Raw genomic sequence first — 23,916 nt, 5'->3', positions numbered from 1 at the left:
ATGCCACCGTCCGCCGCCGGGTCCTGCGCATATTGCTGCAGCGCAGCGCAAAAACTTGCCCGATAGGGGTTTCAACCCTCTTGCATCTTCGTGATATACCACATACTGTATGTCAACAGCGCAAGGATACCCCTTCAGGAGACCAGCATGGCCGAGGCCCATCACCCCAGTCAGACCCCCAGCACGGAGCAACGCAAAGCCCTGGACGGCATCCGCGTCCTGGACATGACCCATGTGCAGGCCGGCCCATCGGCGACCCAACTGATGGCCTGGATGGGCGCCGATGTGATCAAGGTGGAGATGCCCGGCCGCGGCGACATCACACGCAGCCAGTTGCGCGACGTGCCCAATGCCGACAGCCTGTACTTCACCATGCTGAACAGCAACAAGCGCAGCCTGACGCTGAACATGAAGACGCCGGAGGGCAAGGCGCTGCTGGAAGACCTGATCCAGCAGAGCGATGTGCTGATCGAGAATTTCGGCCCCGGCGTGCTGGCTCGCGCGGGCTTCGACTGGGACCATATCCAGGACCTCAATCCGCGCCTGATCTATGCCTCGATCAAGGGCTTCGGTCCGGGCCCGTACCAGGACTGCAAGGCGTACGAGAATGTGGCGCAGTGCATGGGCGGAGCCGCCTCCACCACGGGCGATGCCGACGGCATGCCGACCGTGACCGGCGCGCAGATCGGCGACTCGGGCACGGGTGTGCACTGCGTGGTGGGCATCCTGGCCGCGTTGCTGCAGCGCGAGCATTCGGGCCGCGGCCAGCGCGTGGAAGTCGCCATGCAGGACGCGGTGCTCAACCTGTGCCGCGTGAAGCTGCGCGACCAGCAGCGCCTCGGCGCGGGTCCGCTGCGCGAGTATCCCAACGAGCAGTTCGACGACCACGTGCCGCGCGCCGGCAACGCATCGGGTGGCGGCCAGCCAGGTGCGGCGTTGCGCTGCGCGCCGGGCGGTGCCAACGACTATGTCTACGTCATCATCCAGCCGCAGGGGTGGGAGCCGCTGATGCGCCTGTGCGGCCGCGAGGACCTGATTACCGATCCGGAATTCGCCACGCCGGAAGTGCGTCTGAAAAAGCTGTCCACGTGCTTCGGCATCATCGAGCAGTGGACGCTCGGGCGCACCAAGTTCGAGGTCATGAATGCGCTCAACGAGGTCGATGTGCCGTGCGGCCCGATCCTGTCGATGAAGGACCTGATCGAGGACCGCTCGCTGTACGAGCGTGGCTACCTGGTGGAGCTCGAGCACCCCACGCGCGGCAAGTACGTGCAGCTCGGCTCCCCGATCACATTGTCCGCCTCGCCGGTCAACGTGGAACGCTCGCCGCTGCTGGGCGAGCATACCGACGAGATTCTGGAATGGCTGGGACGGTCGCCGTCCCAGATCGCGGCGCTGCGCCTGGCAGGCGCGATCTGATCCCGGGCGCATGGCTACGGCCGGCGCCGGTCTTGCTGCGCCCCTGACCAGGGGCCTCCCCAACTCTCGCTGAATGCGCAGGTGCGGCACGCTCGCACCTGCCGGAGGAGTTCTGCCGTGCAAACCTGGATTCGCTTCCGCCGTCCTGACGGCGATATCACCTACGGCCGGCTCGACGACGGCGATGCCGATCGCGTCATCGAATATGACGGCCCCGGCTATGCCGAGCCCCGTCCCACCGGCAAGACCTACAGCTACGCCTCGCTGGAACTGGTGGCCCCGTGCCAGCCGGGCAAGATCGTCGCGCTGTGGAACAACTTTCACGCGCTGGCCGCCCGGCTCGAAAAAGCGGTGCCCGTGCATCCGCTGTTCCTGCTCAAGCCGGCCAGCTCGCTGGCCGGCCCCGGTGACGCCATCCGGCGGCCGCGCGGGTACACCGGCAAGATTGCCTACGAAGGCGAACTCGGCATCGTGATCGGCCGCGCATGCCGCGATGTGCCGCTGAGCGAGGCCGCCGCGCATATCTTTGGCTACACCATCGTCAACGACGTCACGGCGACCGAGCTGCTCAACGCCGACCCCAATTTCCCGCAATGGACGCGTGCCAAGGGCTCCGACACCTTCGGCTGCATCGGTCCGGCCATCGTGACCGGCTTCGACTGGCGCAGCGCCAGCGTGGTGACGCGCCTCGACGGCGTCGAACGCCAGAACTACCCGCTGTCCGACATCGTGTTTTCGCCCGAGGAGCAGGTCAGCCTGCTGTCGCGCGACCTCACGCTGATGCCCGGCGATGTGATCGCCGTGGGCACTTCGATCGGCGTTGGATCGATGAAGGACGGCGCGGTGGTGGAGGTGTCGATTGGCGGCATCGGTTCGCTGGTGAACCACGTGCGCGGCCAGGCGGACGAGGGGTGAACCCGCACCGAGAGGGGTTTTGCTAAGGGCTTTCCCTTAGAGGTTGCGTAATTTCGGGGCAAATGCTGCGGCGCATCGACGAAAGTTCACACCAATGGCTTGCGCGTTCGAGATATATCACATACCGTATTCTCACAAGATCGCCTGTACGACTCGTCCAATGAGGAGACATCGTGAAGTCCAACGTAGTAAGGCGGGGCGCGAGCACGACCGCTGAAGACACCCTGAAGCAGAAGTTTTCCAATCCCCGTCAATTTGTATAGAAGGATGCAACCATGGCAGAAGTCGGAAACGAGCTGCAGCGTCACGCCGCCGAAGAACAACAGGCCCAGATCGATGGTTTTCATCTGGTCATCGACGCGCTGAAGCTGAATGGCATCGAAAACATCTACGGCCTGCCCGGCATTCCGGTCACGGATCTGGCCCGCCTCGCGCAGGCCAACGGCATGCGCGTCATCAGCTTCCGGCACGAGCAGAACGCGGGCAATGCGGCCGCGATTGCCGGCTACCTCACGCAGAAACCAGGCGTCTGCCTGACCGTCTCCGCGCCCGGCTTTCTGAACGGGCTGACGGCGCTGGCCAATGCGACCACCAACTGCTTCCCGATGATCCTGATCAGCGGCTCGAGCGAGCGCGAGATCGTCGATCTGCAGCAGGGCGATTACGAAGAGATGGACCAGCTGGCGATCGCCCGTCCGCACGCCAAGGCCGCGTTCCGCGTGCTGCACGCGGAAGACATCGGCGTCGGTGTGGCGCGTGCCATTCGCGCTGCCGTGTCGGGCCGCCCGGGCGGGGTCTACCTCGACCTCCCGGCCAAGCTGCTGGCCCAGTCGATGGAAGCCGAGCGCGGCCGCAACTCGCTGATCAAGGTCGTCGACCCGGCCCCGCGCCAACTGCCCGCGCCGGATGCCGTCGATCGTGCCATCGGGCTGCTGAAGAACGCCAAGCGTCCGCTCATCCTGCTGGGCAAGGGCGCCGCCTATGCACGCGCCGATGCCGATATCCGCGCGCTGGTCGAGAAGACCGGCATCCCGTACCTGCCGATGTCGATGGCCAAGGGCCTGCTGCCCGATACGCATCCGCAATCGGCCTCGGCCGCGCGCTCGTACGTACTGGCGGAAGCCGATGTGGTGATGCTGGTCGGCGCCCGCCTGAACTGGCTGCTGTCGCACGGCAAGGGCAAGACCTGGGGCGGCCCCAAGCAGTTCATTCAGGTCGATATCTCGCCGACCGAAATGGACAGCAACGTGGCAATCGCAGCGCCGGTCGTCGGTGACATCGGTTCGTGCGTGGCGGCCATGCTCGACAAGATCGGCAACGACTTTGCCAGGCCGGCCGCCGAGTGGCTGAACGCGGTGGACCAGCGCAAGGACAAGAACCTGGCCAAGATGGCCGAGACCCTGGCCAAGGACGCATCGCCGATGAACTTCCACAGCGCGCTGCGCGTGCTGAAGGATGTCGTCAAGGCCAACCCGAGCATTCCGTTCGTCAACGAAGGCGCCAATACGCTGGACTACGCCCGTGCCGTGATCGACATGTACGAGCCGCGCAAGCGCCTGGACGTGGGCACGTGGGGCGTGATGGGCGTGGGCATGGGCTACGCGGTTGCCGCGGCGGTGGAAACCGGCAAGCCGGTGCTCGCGCTGTGCGGTGACAGCGCGTTTGGCTTCTCGGGCATGGAGGTGGAAACGATCTGCCGCTACAACCTGCCGATCTGCATCGTCGTCTTCAACAACAACGGCGTCTACAAGGGCATCGACGTGAACCCGACCGGGGGACAGGATCCGGCCGTGACCATGTTCGTCAAGGGCGCGCGCTACGACAAGATGATGGAAGCATTCGGTGGTGTCGGCCACAACGTCACCACGCCGGCGGAACTCGAAGCCGCCGTCAACGAGGCGTTGAAGTCGGGCAGGCCCACGCTGGTCAACGCGGTCATCGACCCCGCGGCCGGCACCGAGAGCGGTCGCCTGACCAACCTGAATCCGCAAAGCTCGGCCAAGAAGTAAGCGATACCAGAGCCAATTCCCGAAACCACCTCAGCTTCACCCTCTATCCAATAGGAGCGAACGTGAACCTCCCACTCAACGGCATCAAGATCATCGACTTTACCCACGTCCAGGCCGGCCCTGCCTGCACGCAGCTTCTCGCCTGGTTCGGCGCGGATGTCATCAAGGTCGAGCGTCCGGGCTCCGGCGATGTCACGCGCACGCAGCTGCGCGACATTCCCGATGCGGACGCGCTGTACTTCACCATGCTGAACAGCAACAAGCGTTCGCTGACGCTGGACACCAAGAAGCCGGATGGCAAGAAGATCCTCGAGCAGCTGATCCGCGAGTCGGACGTGCTGGTGGAGAACTTCGGCCCGGGCGCGCTGGATCGCATGGGCTTCTCGTGGGAGCGCATCAAGGAACTGAACCCCAAGATGATCGTGGCATCGGTCAAGGGTTTCAGCGACGGTCACCACTATGAAGACCTGAAGGTCTACGAGAACGTGGCGCAGTGCGCGGGCGGTGCCGCGTCGACCACCGGCTTCTGGGACGGCCCGCCGACCGTGTCCGCCGCCGCGCTCGGCGATTCCAACACCGGCATGCACCTGGCCATCGGCATCCTGACCGCGATCATCGGCCGCCAGCAGACGGGCGAGGGCCAGAAGGTTGCCGTCTCGATGCAGGACGCCGTGCTGAACCTGTGCCGCGTGAAGCTGCGCGACCAGCAGCGCCTGGACCGCCAGGGCTACCTGGAAGAGTATCCGCAATATCCGCATGGCACGTTCACCGACGTCGTGCCGCGCGGCGGTAACGCCGGCGGCGGCGGCCAGCCGGGCTGGGTGCTCAAGTGCAAGGGCTGGGAGACCGATCCCAACGCGTATATCTACTTCACCATCCAGGGCCATGCCTGGGAGCCGATCTGCAAGGCGCTGGGCAAGGAAGAGTGGATCAACGACCCGAACTACAGTACGGCCAAGGCACGCCAGCCGCACATCTTCGATATCTTCAACACCATCGAGGCGTGGCTCGCCGACAAGACCAAGTACGAGGCGGTGGACATCCTGCGCAAGTTCGATATTCCGTGCGCACCGGTGCTGTCGATGAAGGAGATCGCGGCGGATGAATCGCTGCGCAAGAGCGGCTCGATCGTGGAAGTCCCGCACAAGGAACGTGGCACGTACCTGACCGTGGGCAGCCCGATCAAGTTCTCGGCCATGAAGCCGACCATCACGGGTTCGCCGCTGCTGGGCGAGCACAGCGAGGAAGTGCTGGCCGGCCTGGGTTACAACGCCGAGGAGATCGCCCGCCTGCGCGAGTCACAGGTGATCTGAGTGCGTGACGTAGAACAGCGGTGACGTAACACAGCCAGACCCAGGGGTGGCGACGGTTGCCACCCCGATTTCCTCAGGAAAGACCATGCAGGCTGCGATCGACTATGAACAGCTGGCGTCCGCCATCGGCGACGCCATCATCATCTCCGGTGCCGACGGCGCCATCACGTTGTGGAATCCGGCGGCCGAGCGCATGTTCGGCTACACCAGCGAGGAAGCCATGGGCCAGTCGCTGGACCTGATCATTCCCGAGCGCCTGCGCGCGCGCCACTGGGAGGGCTACGACAAGACCATGGCAACGGGCCAGACCCGCTACGGCCACGACTTGCTCAAGGTTCCGGCGGTCAACAAGAACGGCGATGCGATGTCGATCGCCTTTACCGTGGCGCTGCTGCATGGCAACGGCGGCGAGATCACCGGCATCGTGGCGGTGATCCGCGACGAGACCGCGCGCTTCCAGGAAGAACGGGCGCTGCGCAAGCGGCTGACGGAACTGGAAGCCAAGGTGAGCGCCGCGGCCGGCGCAGCCTGAGGGAGCGGCGGCCGCGGCCGCGAGGTTGCGGCGGCAGGAACCGGGGCCAGACGTCTTGTCTGGCCTTTTTTGTTTGCTCGCGACCGGTGTGCGTGCGGTGTGTGCGGTGTGCGCTGGATGTGCACGCCGCGGCGGGGCTGCCGCGCTACCACGTCACCGCAGTGCCGCCGCCATGCAGCTCCCGAGCTCCGCGGGCGAGCGCGCGATATGAACGCCGGCCGCGCGCATCGCATCGATCTTCGCTGGCGCCGTGCCCGTGCCGCCCGAGACGATGGCGCCGGCGTGCCCCATGCGGCGTCCCGGCGGTGCCGTGGCGCCGGCGATAAAGCCCACCACGGGCTTGCGCGTGCGCGCCTCGCGCAGGAAGCTCGCCGCGTCTTCTTCCGCCGACCCGCCGACCTCGCCGATCATGATGATGCCCTCGGTCTGATCGTCGGCCAGGAACATCTCGAGGCAGTCGATAAAGTCGGTGCCGGTGACCGGATCGCCGCCGATGCCGATGCATGTCGACTGTCCGAGCCCCGCCGCGGTGGTTTGCGCCACGGCTTCATAGGTCAGCGTGCCCGAGCGCGACACCACGCCAATCCTGCCCGGCCGATGGATATGGCCCGGCATGATACCGATCTTGCATTGTCCAGGCGTGATCACCCCAGGGCAATTCGGACCGATCAGGCGACTGCCGGATGCCGTGAGCGCACGCTTGACGCGCACCATGTCCATCACGGGAATGCCTTCGGTAATGCAGACGATCAGCGCGACGCCGGCGTCTGCCGCTTCCAGGATGGCATCGGCGGCAAACGGCGGCGGCACGTAGATGACCGTGGCCTCGGCCCCGGTGGCATCGACGGCGGCGGCCACGGTGTCGAACACCGGCAGACCCAGGTGCATGGCGCCGCCTTTGCCGGGGGTGACGCCGCCCACCATCCGCGTGCCATAGGCCAGCGCCTGTGCCGAATGAAACGTGCCCTGCGCGCCGGTAAAACCCTGGCAGATGACGCGCGTGTTGTGGTCGATCAGCACGGGCATGTCAGTGGACTCCTGTGGTTTGCGTGGCACCTTTGCGTGGCACGCACGGCGGCCACCACTTTCGCGGCCGCGTCGGCGAGGTCGTGGGCCGCGATGACCGGCGGTTCCGCGGCGCGCAGGATCTGCCTGCCGAGCTCGACATGGGTGCCTTCCAGCCGCACCACCAGCGGCACCGTGAGGTCGGCTTCGCGCACGGCGGCCAGCACGCCTTCGGCGATCACATCGCAGCGCATGATGCCGCCGAAGATATTGACGAGGATGCCCTCGACGTTGGGATCGGCGAGAATCAGCCGGAACGCGGTGGCGACCCGCTCGCGCGTGGCACCCCCGCCCACGTCGAGGAAGCTGGCCGGCGCGCCGCCATGGAGCCGGATGATATCCATGGTGGCCATCGCCAGACCGGCGCCGTTCACCATGCAGCCGATATTGCCGTCCAGCCGCGCATAGTTGAGCCCATGGCTGGCGGCCTCGGCTTCGGCCGGGTCTTCCTCGCTCTCGTCGCGCATGGCCTCGATGGCCGGATGGCGGAAGAGGGCGTTGTCGTCGAAGTCGAACTTGGCGTCGAGCGCCATCACGTCGCCGCCGCGCGTGACCACGAGCGGATTGATCTCGACCACCGAGGCATCGAGCTCGGTGAACGCGCGATACGCCGACTGAATGAAACGCACGGCCGCGCCGATCTGCTCGCCGGCCAGTCCCAGGCCGTAGGCCAGCCGGCGCGCATGAAACGGCTGCATGCCGACGGCGGGATCGATCGCCACCTTGAGGATCTTCTCGGGGCTGTGCGCGGCGGCCGACTCGATCGCCATGCCGCCTTCCGTGGACGCCATGATCGTGACGCGCGACGTGGCGCGATCGAGCAGGATGCCCAGATAGAGTTCGCGCGCGATATCGCAGCCTGCCTCGATATAGACGCGCCGCACCATGCGGCCGGCCGGGCCGGTCTGCCGCGTGACGAGCGTCTTGCCCAGCATGCGCGCGGCGCTGGCGCGCACCTCGTCGATCGACGTCGCCACGTGCACGCCGCCCGCGCCGAGGTTGTAGCCGAGGTTGTGGCCGACGCCGTGGTCGAGGTCGTGGTCGCCGGTGCGATCGGCAGTTTCGTCGACAAAGTGGCCGGCACCGCGGCCGCCCGCATGAATCTGCGCTTTCACCACCCAGACCGGGCCGCCAAGCTTGCGCGCGGCATGCGCGGCCTCGTCCGGGGTAAAGGCTACGCAGCCGCGGGGCACGGGCAGGTCATAACGCCTGAGCAGTTCCTTGGCCTGGTATTCGTGGATATTCACATGTCTCCTCGGTAGGGATGGCGATCGCAATCACGGCGAAATCGCCTGTGCCGGGTGCCGCAGGTCTGGTAGCGCCTGCTCGTTCTCGCAGCGTAAAATACCGTATGTAATATATCAATAGAAAATTCAGGACTGTGCGTGGGGAAAACGGGTGCGCAGGGTCGTCCGCAGTGGCATTGCGTTGCGGAATCGAAAGTCGGACAAACGCTGCATTTTCTTCTTGTTGTGTTCTGGTATATCACATACCTTATCAGGCAAGATGCCACGCACACCCATGGTGCTGACATCCCGGGCACCCCACGCACACCAGACGCACCAGACGCACCAGACGCACCAGAGATTGCGCGCGCGAAGATTCAAGGAGACACGCATGAACGACAAGGCTCTGGAAGGGGTCCGCATTCTCGACATGACGCACGTGCAGGCCGGCCCTTCGGCCACACAGCTGATGGCCTGGCTGGGCGCCGACGTGATCAAGGTGGAGCTGCCCGGGCGCGGCGACATCACGCGCAGCCAGCTGCGCGACGTGCCCAATGCCGATAGCCTGTACTTCACGATGCTCAACTCCAACAAGCGCAGCCTGACGCTGAACATGAAGACGGCGGAGGGCAGGGCCGTGCTGGACGACCTCGTGCAGCGTTGCGACGTGCTGGTCGAGAACTTCGGCCCCGGCGTGCTGGACCGGGCGGGCTTTGGCTGGGAGCGTCTGAGCGCGCTCAATCCGCGCCTGATCTACGCCTCGATCAAGGGCTTTGGCGCGGGCCCGTACGTCGACTGCAAGGCTTACGAGAACGTGGCGCAGTGCATGGGCGGCGCGGCCAGTACCACGGGCACCGAGGACGGGGCACCCACCGTAACGGGTGCGCAGATCGGCGATTCGGGCACGGGCGTGCACTGCGTGGTGGGGATCCTGGCCGCACTGCTGCAGCGCGAGCGCAGCGGCCGCGGCCAGCGCGTGGAAGTGGCGATGCAGGACGCCGTGCTCAACCTGTGCCGCGTCAAGCTGCGCGACCAGCAGCGGCTGGCTCATGGTCCGCTTCGCGAATATCCCAACGCGGAGTTCGGCGACTGCGTGCCGCGCGCCGGCAACGCGTCGGGTGGCGGCCAGCCCGGTGCCGCGTTGCGCTGCGCGCCGGGCGGTGCCAACGACTATGTGTACGTCATCATCCAGCCGCAGGGCTGGGAACCGTTGATGCGGCTGTGCGGCCGCGAGGACCTGATCACGCATCCGCAGTTCGCCACGCCGGAAGCCCGCCTGAAGATCCTCGACGAATGCTTCGGCATCATCGAGCAATGGACCCGGACCAGGACCAAGTTCGAGGTAATGGATGCCCTCAACGAGGTGGAGGTGCCGTGCGGCCCGATCCTGTCGATGAAGGACCTGATCGAGGACGGCTCGCTCTACGAGCGGGGCTACCTCGTCGAGCTCGATCATCCGCAGCGCGGCAAGTACGTGCAGCTCGGCTGTCCGATCCAGCTGTCGGCCTCGCCGGTGGTGGTGGAGCGCTCGCCGCTGCTGGGCGAGCACACCGAGGAGATTCTCGACTGGCTGGGCCGCACGCCGGCCCAGATCGCCGCGTTGAAGGCGGCCGGCGCGGTCTGAATCAGTTCACACCGGCGTACATCGCGCGCAGGTAATCGTTCTTCTTGTCGAAGATCAGCTGGCTCAGGAAGCCCGGGTCGTAGGCCGTAAGCAGGTGAGCGTGATACTGCTCGATATAGCGGCACACGCGCGTCTTTTCGCATTCGATGCCGCACAGCCAGTCGAACATGGCCATGTCCCAGCGGAACCGCAGGCCCAGTTCGGCGAATGCGGCGTTGAATGCGGACAGCTGCATGTCGCGATCCACGCGGATGGCTTCCGTGCCGTCGAGCAGGGCGGCGTGCGAGGCGGTCTGGAGTTGGGTCATGGTCGTCTCCTTAGTCTTTGTACCCGGGGGCGCCACGTGAGGGTGGCGTGTTCATGGAGACAAGCTTAGGGGCGACGAATGATTTACGATAATTAAAGTTTCATCGAAAAATCATAAGGTATCGTTTATGGATCGCGGGCCATCCGTTCCCGTTCCCGCTCCCGGCCCAACCTGAGAGCGCTTGCCGCCGTCGCGCACGGTACGCCGGCCTGGCGCTGGCTCCTGATGGCGGATGAGCCCTTCCACCCCGGTGATCTGCTGGATCAGCCGCGCGCCTTCCTCCATCAGAAAGTGCTTGAAGGCAAGCGCCACGGGCGGCAGGCGCTTGTTCTTGCGATGCACCACATACCAGTTGAGCATGACCGGAAAGCCCTGGATATCGAGCACCGCCAGCTTGCCGGCCTGCAGCTCGAGCCCGACCGTATGCGCGGACAGGAAGGCGATGCCCATGTTGGCGATCACGGCCTGCTTGATGGTTTCGGTGCTCTTGATCTCCATGGCGATGCGCAGGTTCGACAGGCGTCCCGCAAAACCCTCCTGCATCGAGTTCCAGGTATCGGAGCCGCGCTCGCGCGAGACGAACGCTTCCTCGGTCAGGCCGGCCAGCGGGACATGACGCTGACCCACGAGCGGATGGTTCGGCGCGGCCACGATGACATACGGGTGCGGCGCGAACGATTCGGCAATCGTGTCCATATCCTCGGGCGGGCGCACCATGACCGCGAGGTCCGTAAGATTGCCGGCGAGCTGGTGCAGCAGTTCCTCGCGATTGTGCACCGCGAGATTGAGCGTCACGCCTTCATGGCGATTCATGAACTCGGCCAGCAGGCGCGGAAAGAAGTAGTCGCCGGCGCTGATGACCGCCACGTTGAGGCGGCCTCCGGATATACCCTTAAGCTGCGCCATCGCATCTTCCGCTTCGCGGAATTGCTGAATGATGCTGCGGCTGTAATGCAGCATCTCGGTACCCGCGGGCGTGAGATAGATCCGCTTGCCGAGTTGCTCGAACAGCGGCAGCCCGACATGCAGCTCGAGTTGCCGAACCTGTGTGGAAACAGCGGGTTGCGTCAGATGCAGCTCTTCCGCGGCACGGGAAAAACTGAGGTGACGGGCGACCGTCTCGAACACCTTCAACTGCCGCAGCGTGGCATTCTTCATTGCACGAATTCCTGCAATCTATAAAGGATCGTCAATGATCATAATAAAAAACTTTATGCTGTGCTGATCTAAGTTTGAAGTAGCATCAATCCACCAATGCAACGTGCCGCAATGTCAGGCGCGCTCATTCAGTAGTGAAGAAAGAAGGGCCTCTCCCCACCTTGGCCGGGGCCCGACATGCGCGCCATCAGAGCGCGGGACACTAATGCAAGGAGACAAGACATGGCGCACGTCGATGCGGCACGCCCCGCTATGGGCAATTCCAATGGCGGCCTGCTGCGCAACCGCTGGTTTCAACTCTTCATCGGCGTGCTCTGCATGGGCCTGGTGGCGAACCTCCAGTACGGCTGGACCCTGTTCGTGACACCGATGAACGCCGCGCATCACTGGGGCGAGTCTGCCATCCAGGTCGCGTTTTCCATCTTCATCGTTACCGAAACCTGGCTGGTGCCGATCGAGGGCTGGCTGGTGGACAAGTTCGGGCCGCGCCCGGTAGTGGCATGCGGCGCGATCTGCGCGGGCCTGGCCTGGGTGATGAACTCCTATGCCAACTCGCTGACCATGCTCTATGCGGCCGCGGTGGTCGCGGGCATCGGTGCCGGCGGTGTTTATGGCACCTGCGTGGGTAACGCGCTCAAGTGGTTCCCGGACCGGCGCGGCCTGGCCGCGGGCCTGACCGCGGCGGGTTTTGGCGCGGGTTCGGCGCTGACCGTGATTCCCATCGCCAACATGATCCAGAAGTCCGGCTATGAGCATACGTTCTTCACGTTCGGCATCCTCCAGGGCGTACTGATCTTTGTGATGGCGATGCTGCTGGTCAAGCCGCAGCCGCCCAAGCATGTCCAGGCCAACAAGTCGATCCTGACCAACCCGGTCGAATACACGCCGGGCCGGATGGTGAAGACGCCGGTGTTCTGGCTGATCTATGCCTCGTTCGTCGCGGTGGCGGCGGGCGGCATCATGGCCACGGCGCAGATCGGACCGATCGCCAAGGACTTCGGCTTTGCCAAGATGCCGATGACGCTGCTCGGCGTGACGCTGCCGCTGCTGACCATGACGCTCTCGATCGACAACCTGTGCAACGGACTGACGCGTCCGCTGTGCGGTTTCATCTCGGATCGCATCGGCCGCGAGAACACGATGTTCTTCATCTTCATCGGCGAAGGGCTGTCGCTGATCGGGCTGATGGAGTTCGGCCACAACCCGTACTGGTTCATGTTCTTCGCGGCGCTGACGTTCCTGTTCTGGGGCGAGATCTTCTCGATCTTCCCGGCACTGTGCGCCGATACGTTCGGCAGCAAGTACGCCGCCGCCAACGCCGGCACGCTCTATACGGCCAAGGGCACGGCCGCGATGCTGGTGCCGGTGGCCTCGGTGCTCTCGCACCATGGCGGCTGGGGCCTGGTGTTCACCGTGGCGGCCGTGATGACGGTGGCGGCGGGTCTGGCGGCAAAGTTCCTGCTGCAGCCGATGCGTCGCCGCTTCATTACCGGGCACGCGATGCATGCACAGACGGTCGGCGACAACGGTACCTATCTCGCAGGCTTCTCGACCGGCAAGGGCGAGTAAGGTCAGGCTTCGGGCGTGCACGCCCAGGCAACGCGGGCGCCTGCGGGCGCCCGTACTCATGAGAAGTCGGAACGGGCCGACCAAACCGACTAGACGTTTTACGACAATGCGGCATCAGAACAAGGAGCGGCACCATGAATGTTTCGCTTCCCCAATTGAAGGCCTTCGCAGCGGTGGCGCGGCAGAAGAGCTTTACCCGCGCCGCTGCCGAACTGGGCCTCACGCAATCGGCGATCAGCCGTAGCGTGCGGGAACTCGAGGAGGAAATCGACCAGCGTTTGTTCGATCGCACCACGCGGCAGGTGGAGCTGACCGATGCAGGTCAACACTTGTCGCAACGGATCTGCCATCTGATCGAGGAAGTCGAGCAGACGCTGCGCGAAAGTCATGGCACGGCCAAGCCCTCGCAGGGCATGGTGCAGATCGCGACCGATCCGGTGCTGTCGTCGATGTGCGTACCGGCGTGGATGGCCGGCTGCCGCAGCGCCTGGCCCGGCATCGGCATCACGCTGCGCGACCGCTCGCACGACGGTGTGCTGCAGAGCGTGCGCAGCGGCGAGGTGGATTTCGGCATCGCCAGCAATCCCACGCCGTGCGACGACCTGTATTGCGAGCCGCTGTGCGTGGATCCGCTCCATGCGGTGCTGCCATCGCAGCATCCGCTCGCCTCGCGCGAGTCGTTGGGGTGGGGGGAGCTCGCCGACGCGACCGTACTCACGCTCGACCAGAACTCCGGCGTGCAACCCGCGGTCGAGCGTGCGCTCTCGACCTATCACGTGCGGCCAGGCACGTTGCAGGTGCTGGGGCATTTCGCGGCGATCTTCGGCATGGTGGCAATGGGTCTCGGCATCGGCGTGGTCCCGGCACGTGCGCAGGCGGCCGGCATGGCGCCTGCCGCGGTGCTGCGGCCGTTGCGGCCGCAGGTGACGTCGACGGTGATGCTGGTGCGCCGCAAGAGCCGGTCGCTCAAGCCCAATGCGGCCGCGGTCTGGGACAATCTGCGCGCGCAGGAATACGACCAGGGGCAGCAGAAGGAAGCGGCACAGAAGGCCGCTGCCGGCCGTCCGCCGATATTGGCGCCGGAGGCCGTCTGACGCAGTGCCGCACGGACTTTTTGGACGAATTCGGCCACTGCAGCGATATTCGCACACGAAAACGCCGCCTCTAAGAGACTGACAACGCACCCCTAGGGGTGCGTTGTTGCTTTATGTGCACTTAGAGGGAAAGCTCTCGTGATATATTACATACAAGATATTTACACGCTGTGCGTTGCAGCATATAATGAAAACTCCTTGACCTACCTCACTTAGGAGTTTTCCATGAATGCCGCTCTGCTGACCGTCCTTGCCCTTGGCCTGGTTTCCCTCGGTGTTGCCGTGACCTGGCTGCTTGCCACCCGCGTGCCGATGTCGACGCTGACCACCGCGCAGGAACATGGCCGCTTTGCCGGATTGGGCGCCGCCTCGCAAGCTTCGAACGGTGTTGGCCGCACCCGTCCCGTGGCCGCCACCCCGGCGCTGCAACCGGCCCTGGCACGCGCCTGAGCCTTGCCGGCGGTTGCCACGCGGTCTCTCCGTGCGTGGTACGCAGCCTGTCGTCCCGTAGTGCGTAGTCCCGTAGTGTGGAGCTTGTTACGGCCGGCAACTCCATGGATCGATGCCACCGCCGCATCGATGCAACAGGCTTGATGCAGTATCCAAAGCTTACGGCCGTCTCTCCCTGCCTCCCGGGGGCTTCTCCCCGTCGCTCATACATCTCTTTCCGCCCCTGCGCGCCCGATCTCAGGTCCGCTCGCAGGCACGGCGATTTGTCCGCATCCATTCCTGTCGCTTCTGAACGTCCAAACATTCAGCATCGAGAACACTTGTCCGCTTCTTAGGACTTTCCCTATCAGGGTATGCAGCGTGCTGCGAGCGCGTGTCTACGCACGCTCGGTCGAGGGGCGCGACATTGATTTGCCAGGCTGTGCTAACTCGTTGATCGGCAACGAAGACCGCGCGCAGAGCACGCCGCGTTTCATGCGGCACGCGCACGATTGCGGGCGGCGGAGCGGGACAGCGACGCGGCAGCGCGGGACGGGTGCCGCAGTGCATCGGAAACGGTCGCTTGACTTGGTTGATATACCACATACTGTATAGCACTAGAACGGCTCAGCTGTTCGAGAACCAGTGCGCAGTGCCTGATCAGAAAGAGCGTCCTCAAAGGGCGCCTATCCACAACGGCGGGCCCACCGCCCAGAAGGAGACACCATGGAACATTCGCAACATGCGCCGACGTCCCGGTTTGCATCCCCGTGGACGCAACTTGTCTTTGGCGTGATCTGTATGGCGATGATCGCCAACATGCAGTACGGCTGGACACTGTTCGTCAATCCCATCGACGACAAGTACCACTGGGGCCGCACCGCAATTCAGGTGGCCTTTACCATCTTCGTCGTCACGGAAACCTGGCTGGTCCCGATCGAAGGCTATCTCGTCGACAAGTACGGTCCGCGGCCGGTGGTGGTCGGCGGCGGTCTGCTGTGCGCCATTGCGTGGGCGTTGAACTCGGTGGCGTCGTCGCTGCCGCTGCTGTACATCGCGGCCGCCATCGGCGGGGTGGGTGCGGGCGCGGTGTATGGCACCTGCGTGGGCAACGCGCTCAAGTGGTTCCCCAACCGGCGAGGGCTGGCGGCGGGGATTACCGCGGCGGGCTTCGGCGCGGGCTCCGCGCTGACCGTGGTGCCGATCGCCAACATGATCAAGACGAGCGGGTACGAAGCCACGTTCCTGTGGTTCGGCCTGGGCCAGGGCCTGGTGGTGTTCTTCCTCGGCATGGCGCTCTATCCGCCTTCGGCCAGGATTCTCAGCGAGGCCAAGGCCACGCTCAAGAGCGCGCTTACCTACAACGCCACGCCGCGCCAGGTGCTGTCGTCGCCGATCTTCTGGGTCATGTACGCGATGTTCGTGATGATGGCGGCCGGCGGCCTGATGGCCACTGCCCAGCTCGGCCCGATCGCCAAGGACTTCGGCCTGCATGACGCGCCGGTGTCGATCCTCGGTCTGACGCTGCCGGCATTGACCTTCGCGCTGACCATCGACCGCGTGCTCAACGGCCTGACGCGACCGTTCTTCGGCTGGGTGTCCGACAATATCGGCCGCGAGAACACCATGTTCCTGGCGTTCGCGGTGGAGGCCGTCGGCATTCTGCTGCTGGCCAAGTACGGGCACAATCCGGTTGCCTTCGTGGTGCTGACCGGCATCGTGTTCTTCGCCTGGGGCGAAATCTACAGCCTGTTCCCGGCCACCTGCGGCGATACGTTCGGCCCCAAGTTCGCCGCCACCAACGCCGGCATGTTGTACACGGCCAAGGGCACGGCCGCGCTGCTAGTGCCGTTCTCGAGCGTGATCACGGCCGCCACCGGCAGCTGGCAGGCGGTGTTCGTGCTCGCGTCCGGCATGGCAGCAGTCTCGGCGGCGCTGGCGATCTTCGTGCTCAAGCCGATGCGCGAGGCGCATGCCCGCAAGTACGTGCATGCCAATACCACGGGGCCCATGGGCTACCAGCCGGTGCCGGACGACGTGACCTGACGCGCCCCTTGCCTGGCAACATTCCGAGCCCGCCGCAATGGCGGGCTTTTTCATGCGCGGATTTTCCTGGATTTCGTGAAAGTGATTGCCGTGGCTTGTGGCTAATCAAGCGGATCGAAGCGGGCTACGATGGCGTCATTGCTAATCGAGGAGTCGTCATGAAAGCCATTGGCCTGACCCGTTACCTGCCCATCAGCGATCCGCAGTCCCTCGTCGACGTGGAACTGCCCCAGCCCGTGGCCACGGGCCACGACCTGCTGGTCAGGATCGAGGCGATTGCCGTCAACCCGGTGGATACCAAAGTGCGTGCACCGAAGGACAAGGTCGAGGACGCGCCCCGCGTGCTCGGGTGGGATGCCGCCGGTACCGTGGCGGCGGTCGGGCCCGACGTCACGCTGTTCCGCGTGGGCGATCCGGTGTACTACGCTGGCAGCATCACGCGCCCCGGCACCAACAGCGAATTCCATCTCGTCGACGAACGCATTGCTGGCCACAAGCCCGCCACGCTGGACTTTGCCCATGCCGCCGCGCTGCCGCTGACCGCGATCACGGCATGGGAAGCCCTGTTCGATCGTCTCGGGGTCTCGGCCTCCGGTCAGGACGCCGGCCGTTCGGTGCTGATCATCGGCGGGGCAGGCGGGGTGGGCTCGATCGGCATCCAGCTGGCCAAGGTGCTGGCCGGGCTGACGGTGATCGCCACCGCCTCGCGCCCGGAGTCGGAGGCCTGGTGCCGCCGCCTGGGAGCCGACCATACCATCGACCACCGCGGCGACATGCCCGCGCAACTGCGCAAGCTCGGCTTCGAGCACGTGGACTACATCCTGTGCTTCAACGATACCGACCGGCACTTCGCGGCGATGGCCGAAGCCATCGCGCCGCAGGGCAAGATCTGCTCGATCGTCGAGAACGCCGGCCCGCTGGCGGTGGGCGCGCTCAAGAGCAAGAGCGCAACGTTCGTGTGGGAGTTCATGTTCACGCGCGCGATGTTCGGCACGCCGGATATGATCGAGCAGCATCGGCTGCTCAACGAAGTGGCGCGTCTGATCGATGCGGGACGCCTGCAGACCACGCTCGGCGAGAACCTCGGCCCGATCAACGCCGCCAACCTGCGTCGTGCGCACGCGTTGCTGGAAGGCGGCCAGACCATCGGCAAGCTGGTGATGGCCGGCTTCTGATCAGCACGTGCGCATGCGTGCGTCCTCCCGCTCGCGGGAGGACGGCGCCAGGCGATCGTGCGCGGCGCCGGCAAACGCCGCGATGCGCGCGATCACGTCGGCATCCAGCAGGATGCGCCGATGTCCGAGGCCCTGCGTGGTCATCAACCGCGCACCGGGCCAGGCGCCCGCGATGGCGGCGCCGTCTTCCCAGCGTACTTCCTTGTCGTCGCGGTCGTGAATGACCAGCGTGGGCGGCACCTCGCGCGTGCGTCCCAGATCGGGCACATTGAGCGCGGACCATGGCATGCCGAGCCATCTGGCGCTATCCCGCTCCATGCGCGCGCATACGGCCGGACTGAAACCGAGCTCGAAGGCAAGCGCGCGGCATGCGTGCGACATGTCGGCGGGCGGGCAGATCAGGGCGGCCGCGCGCACCGGCAGGCCTTCGCGCAGCGCCAGCGCGGTGGCCGGGCCGCCGGCGGAGTGGGAGATCACCGCATGTACCGGTCCCACGTGCCACGCCACCGCCAGCAGCGAGCGCGAGAGTTCGACGATCGAGCTGCGCTCGACGCCATGCGCGCCGGCATCGGAGGCGCCGTGCGAGAGCGCGTCGAACGCCACCACGCGCAGGCCGGCAGCGAGCAGGCCGGCCACCACGCCATGCCACTGGCCGGCGTTGCCGCCCCAGCCGTGCACCAGCAGGACCAGCGGGCCATGATGGCCCCAGCGGTACACGCGTACGCGGCGGCTGGCGCCCTGGCCCGTGACGAGCGCCCATTCGGTGCGCGCGCGATCGAGCATGCGCAGGCCGGCCGGCGGTACCGGCGCGCGCGGGGGGCGGAACCACGCGCGCTCCAGCGCCCTTGCGGCGGCCGCCGGGTGGAGCAGGGAAGTGGCCTGCCAGGCGAGGCGCCGCCAGCCCGGTACGGGCGCACGGCGGGCCGGGGCTGCGCCCTGGGCGGGGGCCGTGGAGGCAGTGGCCGGCGTGGCGTGCGGGGACGGCGCGGGAAGTGGGGCCTGGACCAGCCCGGATGAGATCTCCGTCCCGGCGGCAGCGGGGACGGCGGATGTAGACGACAGCACTTGCGACACGGCGAACACCTCCATCTGTTCCGACTTCGGACCGGGTCGGCGCGGCAAATTTCAGATTCGCCGCTTTTTTTATTATTTGCGACCGACCAGTCGTGCTATTTTTTGGGCAAGAAATCGCGGCGGAAATGCCGTTGGAAGCCCCCGCGCGCGTGCCCGGACGTGCGGTGCGTGATCCGTCTCCGGGCGGGCGGTCTCCTGCCGGATGCCTCAGTGGACGGCCGCGTGGCCGGCGCCGGCAAGCGGCCTCCCGGCACCGTCCACATCGGCCGCATCGGCCGCATCGGCCAGCAGGCGCGCAAACGCATGCCGTGCCATCGCCTCCGCGTCGGCGCCGCCGAGCAGTTTGAACGACGACTGGAACGCCATGCCGATCCCGACCATTTCGAACGCGAACTGGCGCGGATCGAGGCTGGCCCGCACCGCGCCTTCGTCGATGGCATCGCGCACCACGCGCGCGATGGTGCTGTGCCAGTCCTTCAATGCCTGCACCACCAGGTCCCGGATGGTGCCGGGCCGGTCGCGATATTCCTGTGCCAGGGCCATGAACAGGCAGCGCCCGCCCGTCACCGTTCCGCCGACCCAATCGAGATAGCCGTCAAACAGCGTACGCAGCCGCGGCAGGCCGCGCGGCTGGCGCATGGCAGGGGCCACCACAATCTCGGTGAAGCGTTGCGCGGCACGGTCGAGTACGGCCTCCTGCAGCGCCTCCTTCGACTTGAAGTGCGCATAGAGTCCGCTTTTCGACATGCGGGTCGCCGCGGCGAGGGAGGCGAGCGAGAGTTGCTCGAAGCCCACCTTGCTGGCGGTTTGCAACGCCTGTTCGATGATCGCGGTGCGAGTCAGTTGGCCTTTTTGCATGCGCTGCAGATTAGCACGACCGGTCGGTTTGTCAACTTGCCTTCATACACACATCGACAATACTTATGTGACGTCAACGCAAAGCGGACAGTGCCGTTACTGTCTGGGTGGCGGGCGCTGTGCTGCATACGCCTTTTGGACTAGAGCCCCGGGCACGTGAAAGGTCCATCATAAGAAATCTGCAAAAGTGTTCTGGCGAAGACCTACGGAACGCTTTACGTGCTCTATACTCGAATGCACGTCCGCGCACTTTTTTTTCACTGGTGACTGGAGACCGACATGAACAGTACAGCCGTGCCACGAGGCGCTAGCGAACCGTTCCGGCAACTGCGGGCGTTGCGTCGAGCGCGCAAGCTCAAGCAGGAGGACGTCGCCCGTAAGGCCGGGATCTCCCGGGAAGCTTATCTGCGGGCGGAATCGGGTCAGGCCGATCCGCGTATGTCCACCTTCCTCGCGGCCTGCGAGGCATTGGGCCTGGAGGTGGTACTCGCACCCCAGCATCTTGCCGCCGACGTGAACGCATTTATCGCCAGCCGCAACGGCGGGGTGACCGCCGCGTCGATGGCGGGCCAACCGGCCGCGTCGGGAGGCGCGGGCTCCGGCTCCGCGTCCGGCGCTTCGGGTGCGTCCGGCGGCGCGTCCGGCGGGTTTGGCTCGGGCTCGAACGTCGGCGAGGGCCACAAGCCGATGTAACAGCGGCCTCGCCGCGAGGCGGGCCCTGTCACGGGCAAGATGAAGGCACGGCGGCTGGCGCACAGCCTGTGCGCCAGCCGCCGTGCATCGTCCTTTGCCGGCGGGTGCTGCCGGGAAGTTGGCCGATGCATGGCGGGTGCTCCGGTGCGCGGCTTGATCGCGCTGTCGGCACTGTCTTCCGCCGTCTGCCTGCGTCGCTCGCCTGCGTCGCTCGCCTGCGTCGCTCACCTGCGTCGCTTACGGCGACGCTTTCTGCGTCGCTGCCTCGCGACCGCTTCCCGCGCCCCCTACCCGCGACCCCTTCCTGCGACCCCTTCCCGCGACGCCTTCCCGCGCCCGCGGCCGCACATATCGCGTGGGCCGCCGGGGGTTGCCCTGTCCTGCGGACCGGGCCCGTGGGTCTTCTTGTTGCCGCGCCACGGAATGGCCGGTGTTCTGCCGCACACTGGCACCGTCTCCCGGCGCATGCGCGCCTGGCTTCCACTTCCATGCCCGGTGTGCCGCCCTGCCTTGTCATGCTCGCGGACCCGTCATGGCTTTCCTCGACTATGGTTCTTCTGCATTGACACGGCCATGGCGTGTAATTACGATTAGCGAAATTCATTTCCTAATATGTAATTTTTGCGGCATAGCCGTCACGCGAGGAGACACCATGAGCGAGATCCGCAGCGCGGGCCCGGCCAGCCAGACGGGCACGAACGGCGACACCCGGTACCTGTCGGGCTTTGCCAATGAATTCGCCACCGAGGCCCTGCCGGGCGCATTACCGGCAGGCCAGAACTCGCCACAGCGGGTGCCCTACGGCCTCTATGCCGAGCAATTGTCCGGCACCGCCTTCACCGCGCCCCGTGCCCAGAACCGGCGCAGCTGGCTTTACCGGATCCGCCCGGCCGCCATGCACCGGCCCTTTGCGCGCATGGACGCGCCGCGCTGGGTCAGCCGCTTCGACGAAGTGCCGCCATCGCCGAATCAGCTGCGCTGGAGCCCGCCCGCGATGCCGGCGGCGCCCACCGACTTTGTCGACGGCATCGTGACCATGGCGGGCAACGGCGGTCCGGAGGCCAGCACGGGCTGCGGCATCCACCTTTACCTGGCCAACCGGTCGATGCAGGACCGCTTCTTCTACAACGCCGACGGCGAGATGCTGATCGTGCCGCAGCAGGGTCGCCTGCTGCTGGCCACGGAGCTCGGCCGGCTCGAGGTCGAGCCACAGGAGATCGCCGTGATACCGCGCGGGGTGCGTTTCCGCGTGGAGCTGCCCGATGGTGAGGCGCGCGGCTATATCTGCGAGAACTACGGCCAGTTGTTCCGGCTGCCGGACCTCGGTGTGATCGGCGCCAATGGCCTTGCCAATCCGCGCGACTTCCTGACGCCGGTGGCCTGCTACGAGGACCGCGAGGGGAGCTTTGAACTGATTGCCCGCTTCCAGGGCAACCTGTGGCGCGCCGAGATCGATCACTCGCCGCTCGATGTGGTGGCCTGGCATGGCAATTACGCGCCGTACAAGTACGATCTGCGTAACTTCAATACGATCGGCTCCATCAGCTACGACCATCCGGATCCATCGATCTTCCTGGTACTGCAGGCGCCGTCGGACACGCCGGGCGTGGACACCATCGACTTCGTCATCTTCGGCCCGCGCTGGCTCGCGGCGGAGCACACGTTCCGTCCGCCCTGGTTCCATCGCAACGTGGCGAGCGAGTTCATGGGCCTGATTGCCGGTGTCTACGACGCCAAGGCCGAGGGCTTCGCGCCGGGCGGCGCCAGCCTGCACAACTGCATGAGCGGCCACGGCCCCGATGCCGAAACCTTCGAGCGCGCCAGTGCCAGCGATACCGCGCGGCCGCACCACATCACGGACACCATGGCTTTCATGTTCGAAACGCCGGGCGTGATCCGCCCGACGCCGTATGCCGCGCAGTCGGCGCTGCTGCAGCACGACTACTACACGTGCTGGCAAGGCCTGCGCAAGCATTTCAACCCGAACGTACGCTGAGGCCGGAGACCGAACGATGACGCATCCGATGAAGAGCTGGATCCCGTCGGCCAACGATGGCCACACGCATTTTCCGTTGCAGAACCTGCCCTACGGCATCTTTTCGGCACCCGGCCGCTCCGCGCGCGTAGGGGTTGCGATCGGCACCATGGTGCTGGACCTGGCCGTGCTCGACGAGGCCGGCCTGCTGCCGGCGGCGGCGCGTGGCACGTTCGCGGCGGACGCCGGGCCCTGCACGCTGAACCGCTTTATCGCCTTGGGCCAGCCGGTCTGGCACGAGACCCGCGCGCGCCTGACCGCGCTGCTCGCCGAGGGCGATGCGGCGCTGGCCGGCAATGCCGCGTTGCGCGCACGCGCCTTGCTGCCGATGCAAGACGTGACGCTGCATCTGCCGGTGGAGATTCCCGGTTATACCGACTTCTATTCGTCGCGCGAGCATGCCACCAATGTCGGCCGCATGTTCCGCGATCCCGAGAATGCGCTGCTACCTAACTGGCTGGAGATTCCGATCGGCTACAACGGGCGCGCAAGTTCGGTGGTGGTGAGCGGCACGCCGCTGCGCCGGCCCAATGGCCAGATCAAGCTGCCCAACGAGCCGCGCCCGATATTCGGACCGTGCCGCAAGCTCGACTACGAACTCGAGATGGGCTTTGTCGTGGGCCAGCCGTCCGCGCTGGGCGAGCCGGTCGATGTGGCCGACGCGCCCGCGCACATGTTTGGCATGGTGCTGCTCAACGACTGGAGCGCGCGCGATATCCAGCAGTGGGAGTACGTGCCGCTGGGGCCGTTCAACAGCAAGTCGTTCGGCACCTCCATCTCGCCATGGGTGGTGACGATGGAAGCGCTGGCGCCGTTTCGCCGCGATAACCCGCAGCAGTCGCCGGAACCGTTGCCGTATCTGCGGCAGCAGGCGCGCAATGCGTACGACATCGCGCTGGAGGTCATGCTGCGTCCGCACGGCGCGGCCGACGCGACCACGGTATGCCGGACCAATTTCCGGGCGATGTACTGGACCATGGCGCAACAACTGGCGCACCACACGATATCGGGTTGTAACGTGCGCGTGGGTGACCTCATGGGCTCGGGCACTATCAGCGGTACCACGCCGGACTCGTTTGGCAGCCTGCTGGAGACCACGCGCAATGGCGCCGAGCCGGTGACGCTGGCCGATGGCAGCCGCCGAAGCTTTCTCGAGGATGGCGACGAGGTGATCATGACGGGCTGGTGCCAGGGCGAGGGCTTCCGTGTCGGCTTCGGCGAGGTGGCGGGCCGCATTCTGCCGGCCCGCATCCTGCCCACCTGTTGAGTCGGCTCTCACGCATCCCTCCATGCACGGGGGGCAACACGTCGGACCGTGTTGCCCCCCGGTTACATTTTTGCCCGACTTTAACGTTCGTACACACCTGCGGCAGTG

At 65.8% G+C, this 23,916-nt stretch carries 20 protein-coding genes; 14 read left to right on the top strand and 6 right to left on the bottom strand.

Annotated features, from left to right (window positions below; all coding sequences use genetic code 11):
- Positions 1–147: 147 nt before the first annotated feature.
- From frc (DFLDMN_RS26735) to DFLDMN_RS26715, 5 genes are all read left to right on the top strand, one after another.
- A complete protein-coding gene (gene frc, locus DFLDMN_RS26735; RefSeq protein WP_423198762.1) occupies positions 148–1,419 on the top strand; it encodes a formyl-CoA transferase in 1,272 nt (423 codons plus the stop codon).
- 117 nt (positions 1,420–1,536) lie between these two features.
- Positions 1,537–2,334: a fumarylacetoacetate hydrolase family protein gene (locus DFLDMN_RS26730; RefSeq protein WP_423198761.1), complete on the top strand. Its 798-nt coding sequence runs from the start codon at positions 1,537–1,539 to the stop codon at positions 2,332–2,334.
- A gap of 275 nt (positions 2,335–2,609) precedes the next feature.
- Positions 2,610–4,343, top strand: coding sequence for an oxalyl-CoA decarboxylase (gene oxc, locus DFLDMN_RS26725; protein ID WP_423198760.1), 1,734 nt, complete (start codon positions 2,610–2,612; stop codon positions 4,341–4,343).
- A 62-nt stretch (positions 4,344–4,405) separates the two neighbouring features.
- The gene (frc, locus tag DFLDMN_RS26720; protein ID WP_423198759.1) at positions 4,406–5,656 is read left to right on the top strand and encodes a formyl-CoA transferase; all 1,251 of its coding nucleotides are present in this window, start codon (positions 4,406–4,408) and stop codon (positions 5,654–5,656) included.
- 85 nt (positions 5,657–5,741) lie between these two features.
- A complete protein-coding gene (locus DFLDMN_RS26715; protein WP_423198758.1) occupies positions 5,742–6,188 on the top strand; it encodes a PAS domain-containing protein in 447 nt (148 codons plus the stop codon).
- Positions 6,189–6,341: 153 nt separating this feature from the next.
- On the opposite strand, the gene sucD is transcribed toward DFLDMN_RS26715, so the two are convergent.
- Both sucD and sucC read right to left on the bottom strand, forming a co-directional pair.
- Positions 6,342–7,214, bottom strand: coding sequence for a succinate--CoA ligase subunit alpha (gene sucD / locus DFLDMN_RS26710; RefSeq protein ID WP_423198757.1), 873 nt, complete (start codon positions 7,212–7,214; stop codon positions 6,342–6,344).
- Positions 7,202–8,500, bottom strand: coding sequence for an ADP-forming succinate--CoA ligase subunit beta (gene sucC / locus DFLDMN_RS26705; RefSeq protein ID WP_423198756.1), 1,299 nt, complete (start codon positions 8,498–8,500; stop codon positions 7,202–7,204). Before sucC ends, sucD begins: the two co-directional genes overlap by 13 nt.
- A gap of 370 nt (positions 8,501–8,870) precedes the next feature.
- Between sucC and frc (DFLDMN_RS26700) the strand changes: the two genes are divergently transcribed.
- Positions 8,871–10,103, top strand: coding sequence for a formyl-CoA transferase (gene frc, locus DFLDMN_RS26700; RefSeq protein WP_423198755.1), 1,233 nt, complete (start codon positions 8,871–8,873; stop codon positions 10,101–10,103).
- A 1-nt stretch (position 10,104) separates the two neighbouring features.
- Here the strand turns inward: frc (DFLDMN_RS26700) and DFLDMN_RS26695 are convergent, their stop codons facing one another.
- Both DFLDMN_RS26695 and DFLDMN_RS26690 read right to left on the bottom strand, forming a co-directional pair.
- Positions 10,105–10,410: a LysR family transcriptional regulator gene (locus DFLDMN_RS26695; RefSeq protein WP_423198754.1), complete on the bottom strand. Its 306-nt coding sequence runs from the start codon at positions 10,408–10,410 to the stop codon at positions 10,105–10,107.
- Positions 10,411–10,521: 111 nt separating this feature from the next.
- The gene (locus DFLDMN_RS26690) at positions 10,522–11,568 is read right to left on the bottom strand and encodes a LysR family transcriptional regulator (RefSeq protein ID WP_423198753.1); all 1,047 of its coding nucleotides are present in this window, start codon (positions 11,566–11,568) and stop codon (positions 10,522–10,524) included.
- A gap of 222 nt (positions 11,569–11,790) precedes the next feature.
- Here DFLDMN_RS26690 and oxlT (DFLDMN_RS26685) point away from each other — a divergent pair, with 222 nt between their 5' ends.
- The 5 genes from oxlT (DFLDMN_RS26685) (at position 11,791) to DFLDMN_RS26665 (ending at position 17,881) form a co-directional block, all read left to right on the top strand.
- A complete protein-coding gene (gene oxlT / locus DFLDMN_RS26685) occupies positions 11,791–13,137 on the top strand; it encodes an oxalate/formate MFS antiporter (protein ID WP_423198752.1) in 1,347 nt (448 codons plus the stop codon).
- Positions 13,138–13,271: 134 nt separating this feature from the next.
- A complete protein-coding gene (locus DFLDMN_RS26680; RefSeq protein WP_423198751.1) occupies positions 13,272–14,231 on the top strand; it encodes a LysR family transcriptional regulator in 960 nt (319 codons plus the stop codon).
- A 225-nt stretch (positions 14,232–14,456) separates the two neighbouring features.
- Entirely contained in the window at positions 14,457–14,681 is a 225-nt protein-coding gene (locus tag DFLDMN_RS26675) for a hypothetical protein (protein WP_423198750.1), read from the top strand.
- A gap of 705 nt (positions 14,682–15,386) precedes the next feature.
- A complete protein-coding gene (gene oxlT / locus DFLDMN_RS26670; protein ID WP_423198749.1) occupies positions 15,387–16,706 on the top strand; it encodes an OFA family MFS transporter in 1,320 nt (439 codons plus the stop codon).
- Positions 16,707–16,864: 158 nt separating this feature from the next.
- Positions 16,865–17,881 (top strand): zinc-binding alcohol dehydrogenase family protein, encoded by a 1,017-nt coding sequence (locus DFLDMN_RS26665; RefSeq protein ID WP_423198748.1) that lies wholly within the window; start codon positions 16,865–16,867, stop codon positions 17,879–17,881.
- Here DFLDMN_RS26665 and DFLDMN_RS26660 read toward each other — a convergent pair whose 3' ends face one another.
- Both DFLDMN_RS26660 and DFLDMN_RS26655 read right to left on the bottom strand, forming a co-directional pair.
- Positions 17,882–18,889, bottom strand: a complete 1,008-nt coding sequence (locus tag DFLDMN_RS26660; RefSeq protein WP_423200586.1) for an alpha/beta fold hydrolase — start codon at positions 18,887–18,889, stop codon at positions 17,882–17,884. It lies immediately after the preceding gene.
- 273 nt (positions 18,890–19,162) lie between these two features.
- A complete protein-coding gene (locus DFLDMN_RS26655) occupies positions 19,163–19,813 on the bottom strand; it encodes a TetR/AcrR family transcriptional regulator (RefSeq protein ID WP_423198747.1) in 651 nt (216 codons plus the stop codon).
- A gap of 279 nt (positions 19,814–20,092) precedes the next feature.
- Here DFLDMN_RS26655 and DFLDMN_RS26650 point away from each other — a divergent pair, with 279 nt between their 5' ends.
- The 3 genes from DFLDMN_RS26650 (at position 20,093) to fahA (ending at position 23,808) form a co-directional block, all read left to right on the top strand.
- Positions 20,093–20,506: a helix-turn-helix domain-containing protein gene (locus tag DFLDMN_RS26650; RefSeq protein WP_423198746.1), complete on the top strand. Its 414-nt coding sequence runs from the start codon at positions 20,093–20,095 to the stop codon at positions 20,504–20,506.
- Positions 20,507–21,158: 652 nt separating this feature from the next.
- Positions 21,159–22,502 (top strand): homogentisate 1,2-dioxygenase, encoded by a 1,344-nt coding sequence (gene hmgA, locus DFLDMN_RS26645; protein ID WP_423198745.1) that lies wholly within the window; start codon positions 21,159–21,161, stop codon positions 22,500–22,502.
- 16 nt (positions 22,503–22,518) lie between these two features.
- Positions 22,519–23,808, top strand: coding sequence for a fumarylacetoacetase (fahA, locus tag DFLDMN_RS26640; RefSeq protein WP_423198744.1), 1,290 nt, complete (start codon positions 22,519–22,521; stop codon positions 23,806–23,808).
- Positions 23,809–23,916: the final 108 nt, after the last annotated feature.

Source organism: Cupriavidus sp. H19C3 (genome assembly GCF_049393815.1).
Lineage (GTDB): Bacteria > Pseudomonadota > Gammaproteobacteria > Burkholderiales > Burkholderiaceae > Cupriavidus.
This window is presented reverse-complemented; position numbering and strand designations above follow the sequence as displayed.

What these genes read in the sequence shown, in the direction of transcription:
- frc (WP_423198762.1), top strand. Translation starts at nt 148, where the DNA reads ATGGCCGAGGCCCATCACCCCAGTCAGACCCCCAGCACGGAGCAACGC.
- oxc (WP_423198760.1), top strand. Translation starts at nt 2,610, where the DNA reads ATGGCAGAAGTCGGAAACGAGCTGCAGCGTCACGCCGCCGAAGAACAA.
- DFLDMN_RS26715 (WP_423198758.1), top strand. Translation starts at nt 5,742, where the DNA reads ATGCAGGCTGCGATCGACTATGAACAGCTGGCGTCCGCCATCGGCGAC.
- sucD (WP_423198757.1), bottom strand. Translation starts at nt 7,214, where the DNA reads ATGCCCGTGCTGATCGACCACAACACGCGCGTCATCTGCCAGGGTTTT.
- frc (WP_423198755.1), top strand. Translation starts at nt 8,871, where the DNA reads ATGAACGACAAGGCTCTGGAAGGGGTCCGCATTCTCGACATGACGCAC.
- DFLDMN_RS26695 (WP_423198754.1), bottom strand. Translation starts at nt 10,410, where the DNA reads ATGACCCAACTCCAGACCGCCTCGCACGCCGCCCTGCTCGACGGCACG.
- DFLDMN_RS26690 (WP_423198753.1), bottom strand. Translation starts at nt 11,568, where the DNA reads ATGAAGAATGCCACGCTGCGGCAGTTGAAGGTGTTCGAGACGGTCGCC.
- oxlT (WP_423198752.1), top strand. Translation starts at nt 11,791, where the DNA reads ATGGCGCACGTCGATGCGGCACGCCCCGCTATGGGCAATTCCAATGGC.
- DFLDMN_RS26680 (WP_423198751.1), top strand. Translation starts at nt 13,272, where the DNA reads ATGAATGTTTCGCTTCCCCAATTGAAGGCCTTCGCAGCGGTGGCGCGG.
- DFLDMN_RS26675 (WP_423198750.1), top strand. Translation starts at nt 14,457, where the DNA reads ATGAATGCCGCTCTGCTGACCGTCCTTGCCCTTGGCCTGGTTTCCCTC.
- oxlT (WP_423198749.1), top strand. Translation starts at nt 15,387, where the DNA reads ATGGAACATTCGCAACATGCGCCGACGTCCCGGTTTGCATCCCCGTGG.
- DFLDMN_RS26665 (WP_423198748.1), top strand. Translation starts at nt 16,865, where the DNA reads ATGAAAGCCATTGGCCTGACCCGTTACCTGCCCATCAGCGATCCGCAG.
- DFLDMN_RS26655 (WP_423198747.1), bottom strand. Translation starts at nt 19,813, where the DNA reads ATGCAAAAAGGCCAACTGACTCGCACCGCGATCATCGAACAGGCGTTG.
- DFLDMN_RS26650 (WP_423198746.1), top strand. Translation starts at nt 20,093, where the DNA reads ATGAACAGTACAGCCGTGCCACGAGGCGCTAGCGAACCGTTCCGGCAA.
- hmgA (WP_423198745.1), top strand. Translation starts at nt 21,159, where the DNA reads ATGAGCGAGATCCGCAGCGCGGGCCCGGCCAGCCAGACGGGCACGAAC.
- fahA (WP_423198744.1), top strand. Translation starts at nt 22,519, where the DNA reads ATGACGCATCCGATGAAGAGCTGGATCCCGTCGGCCAACGATGGCCAC.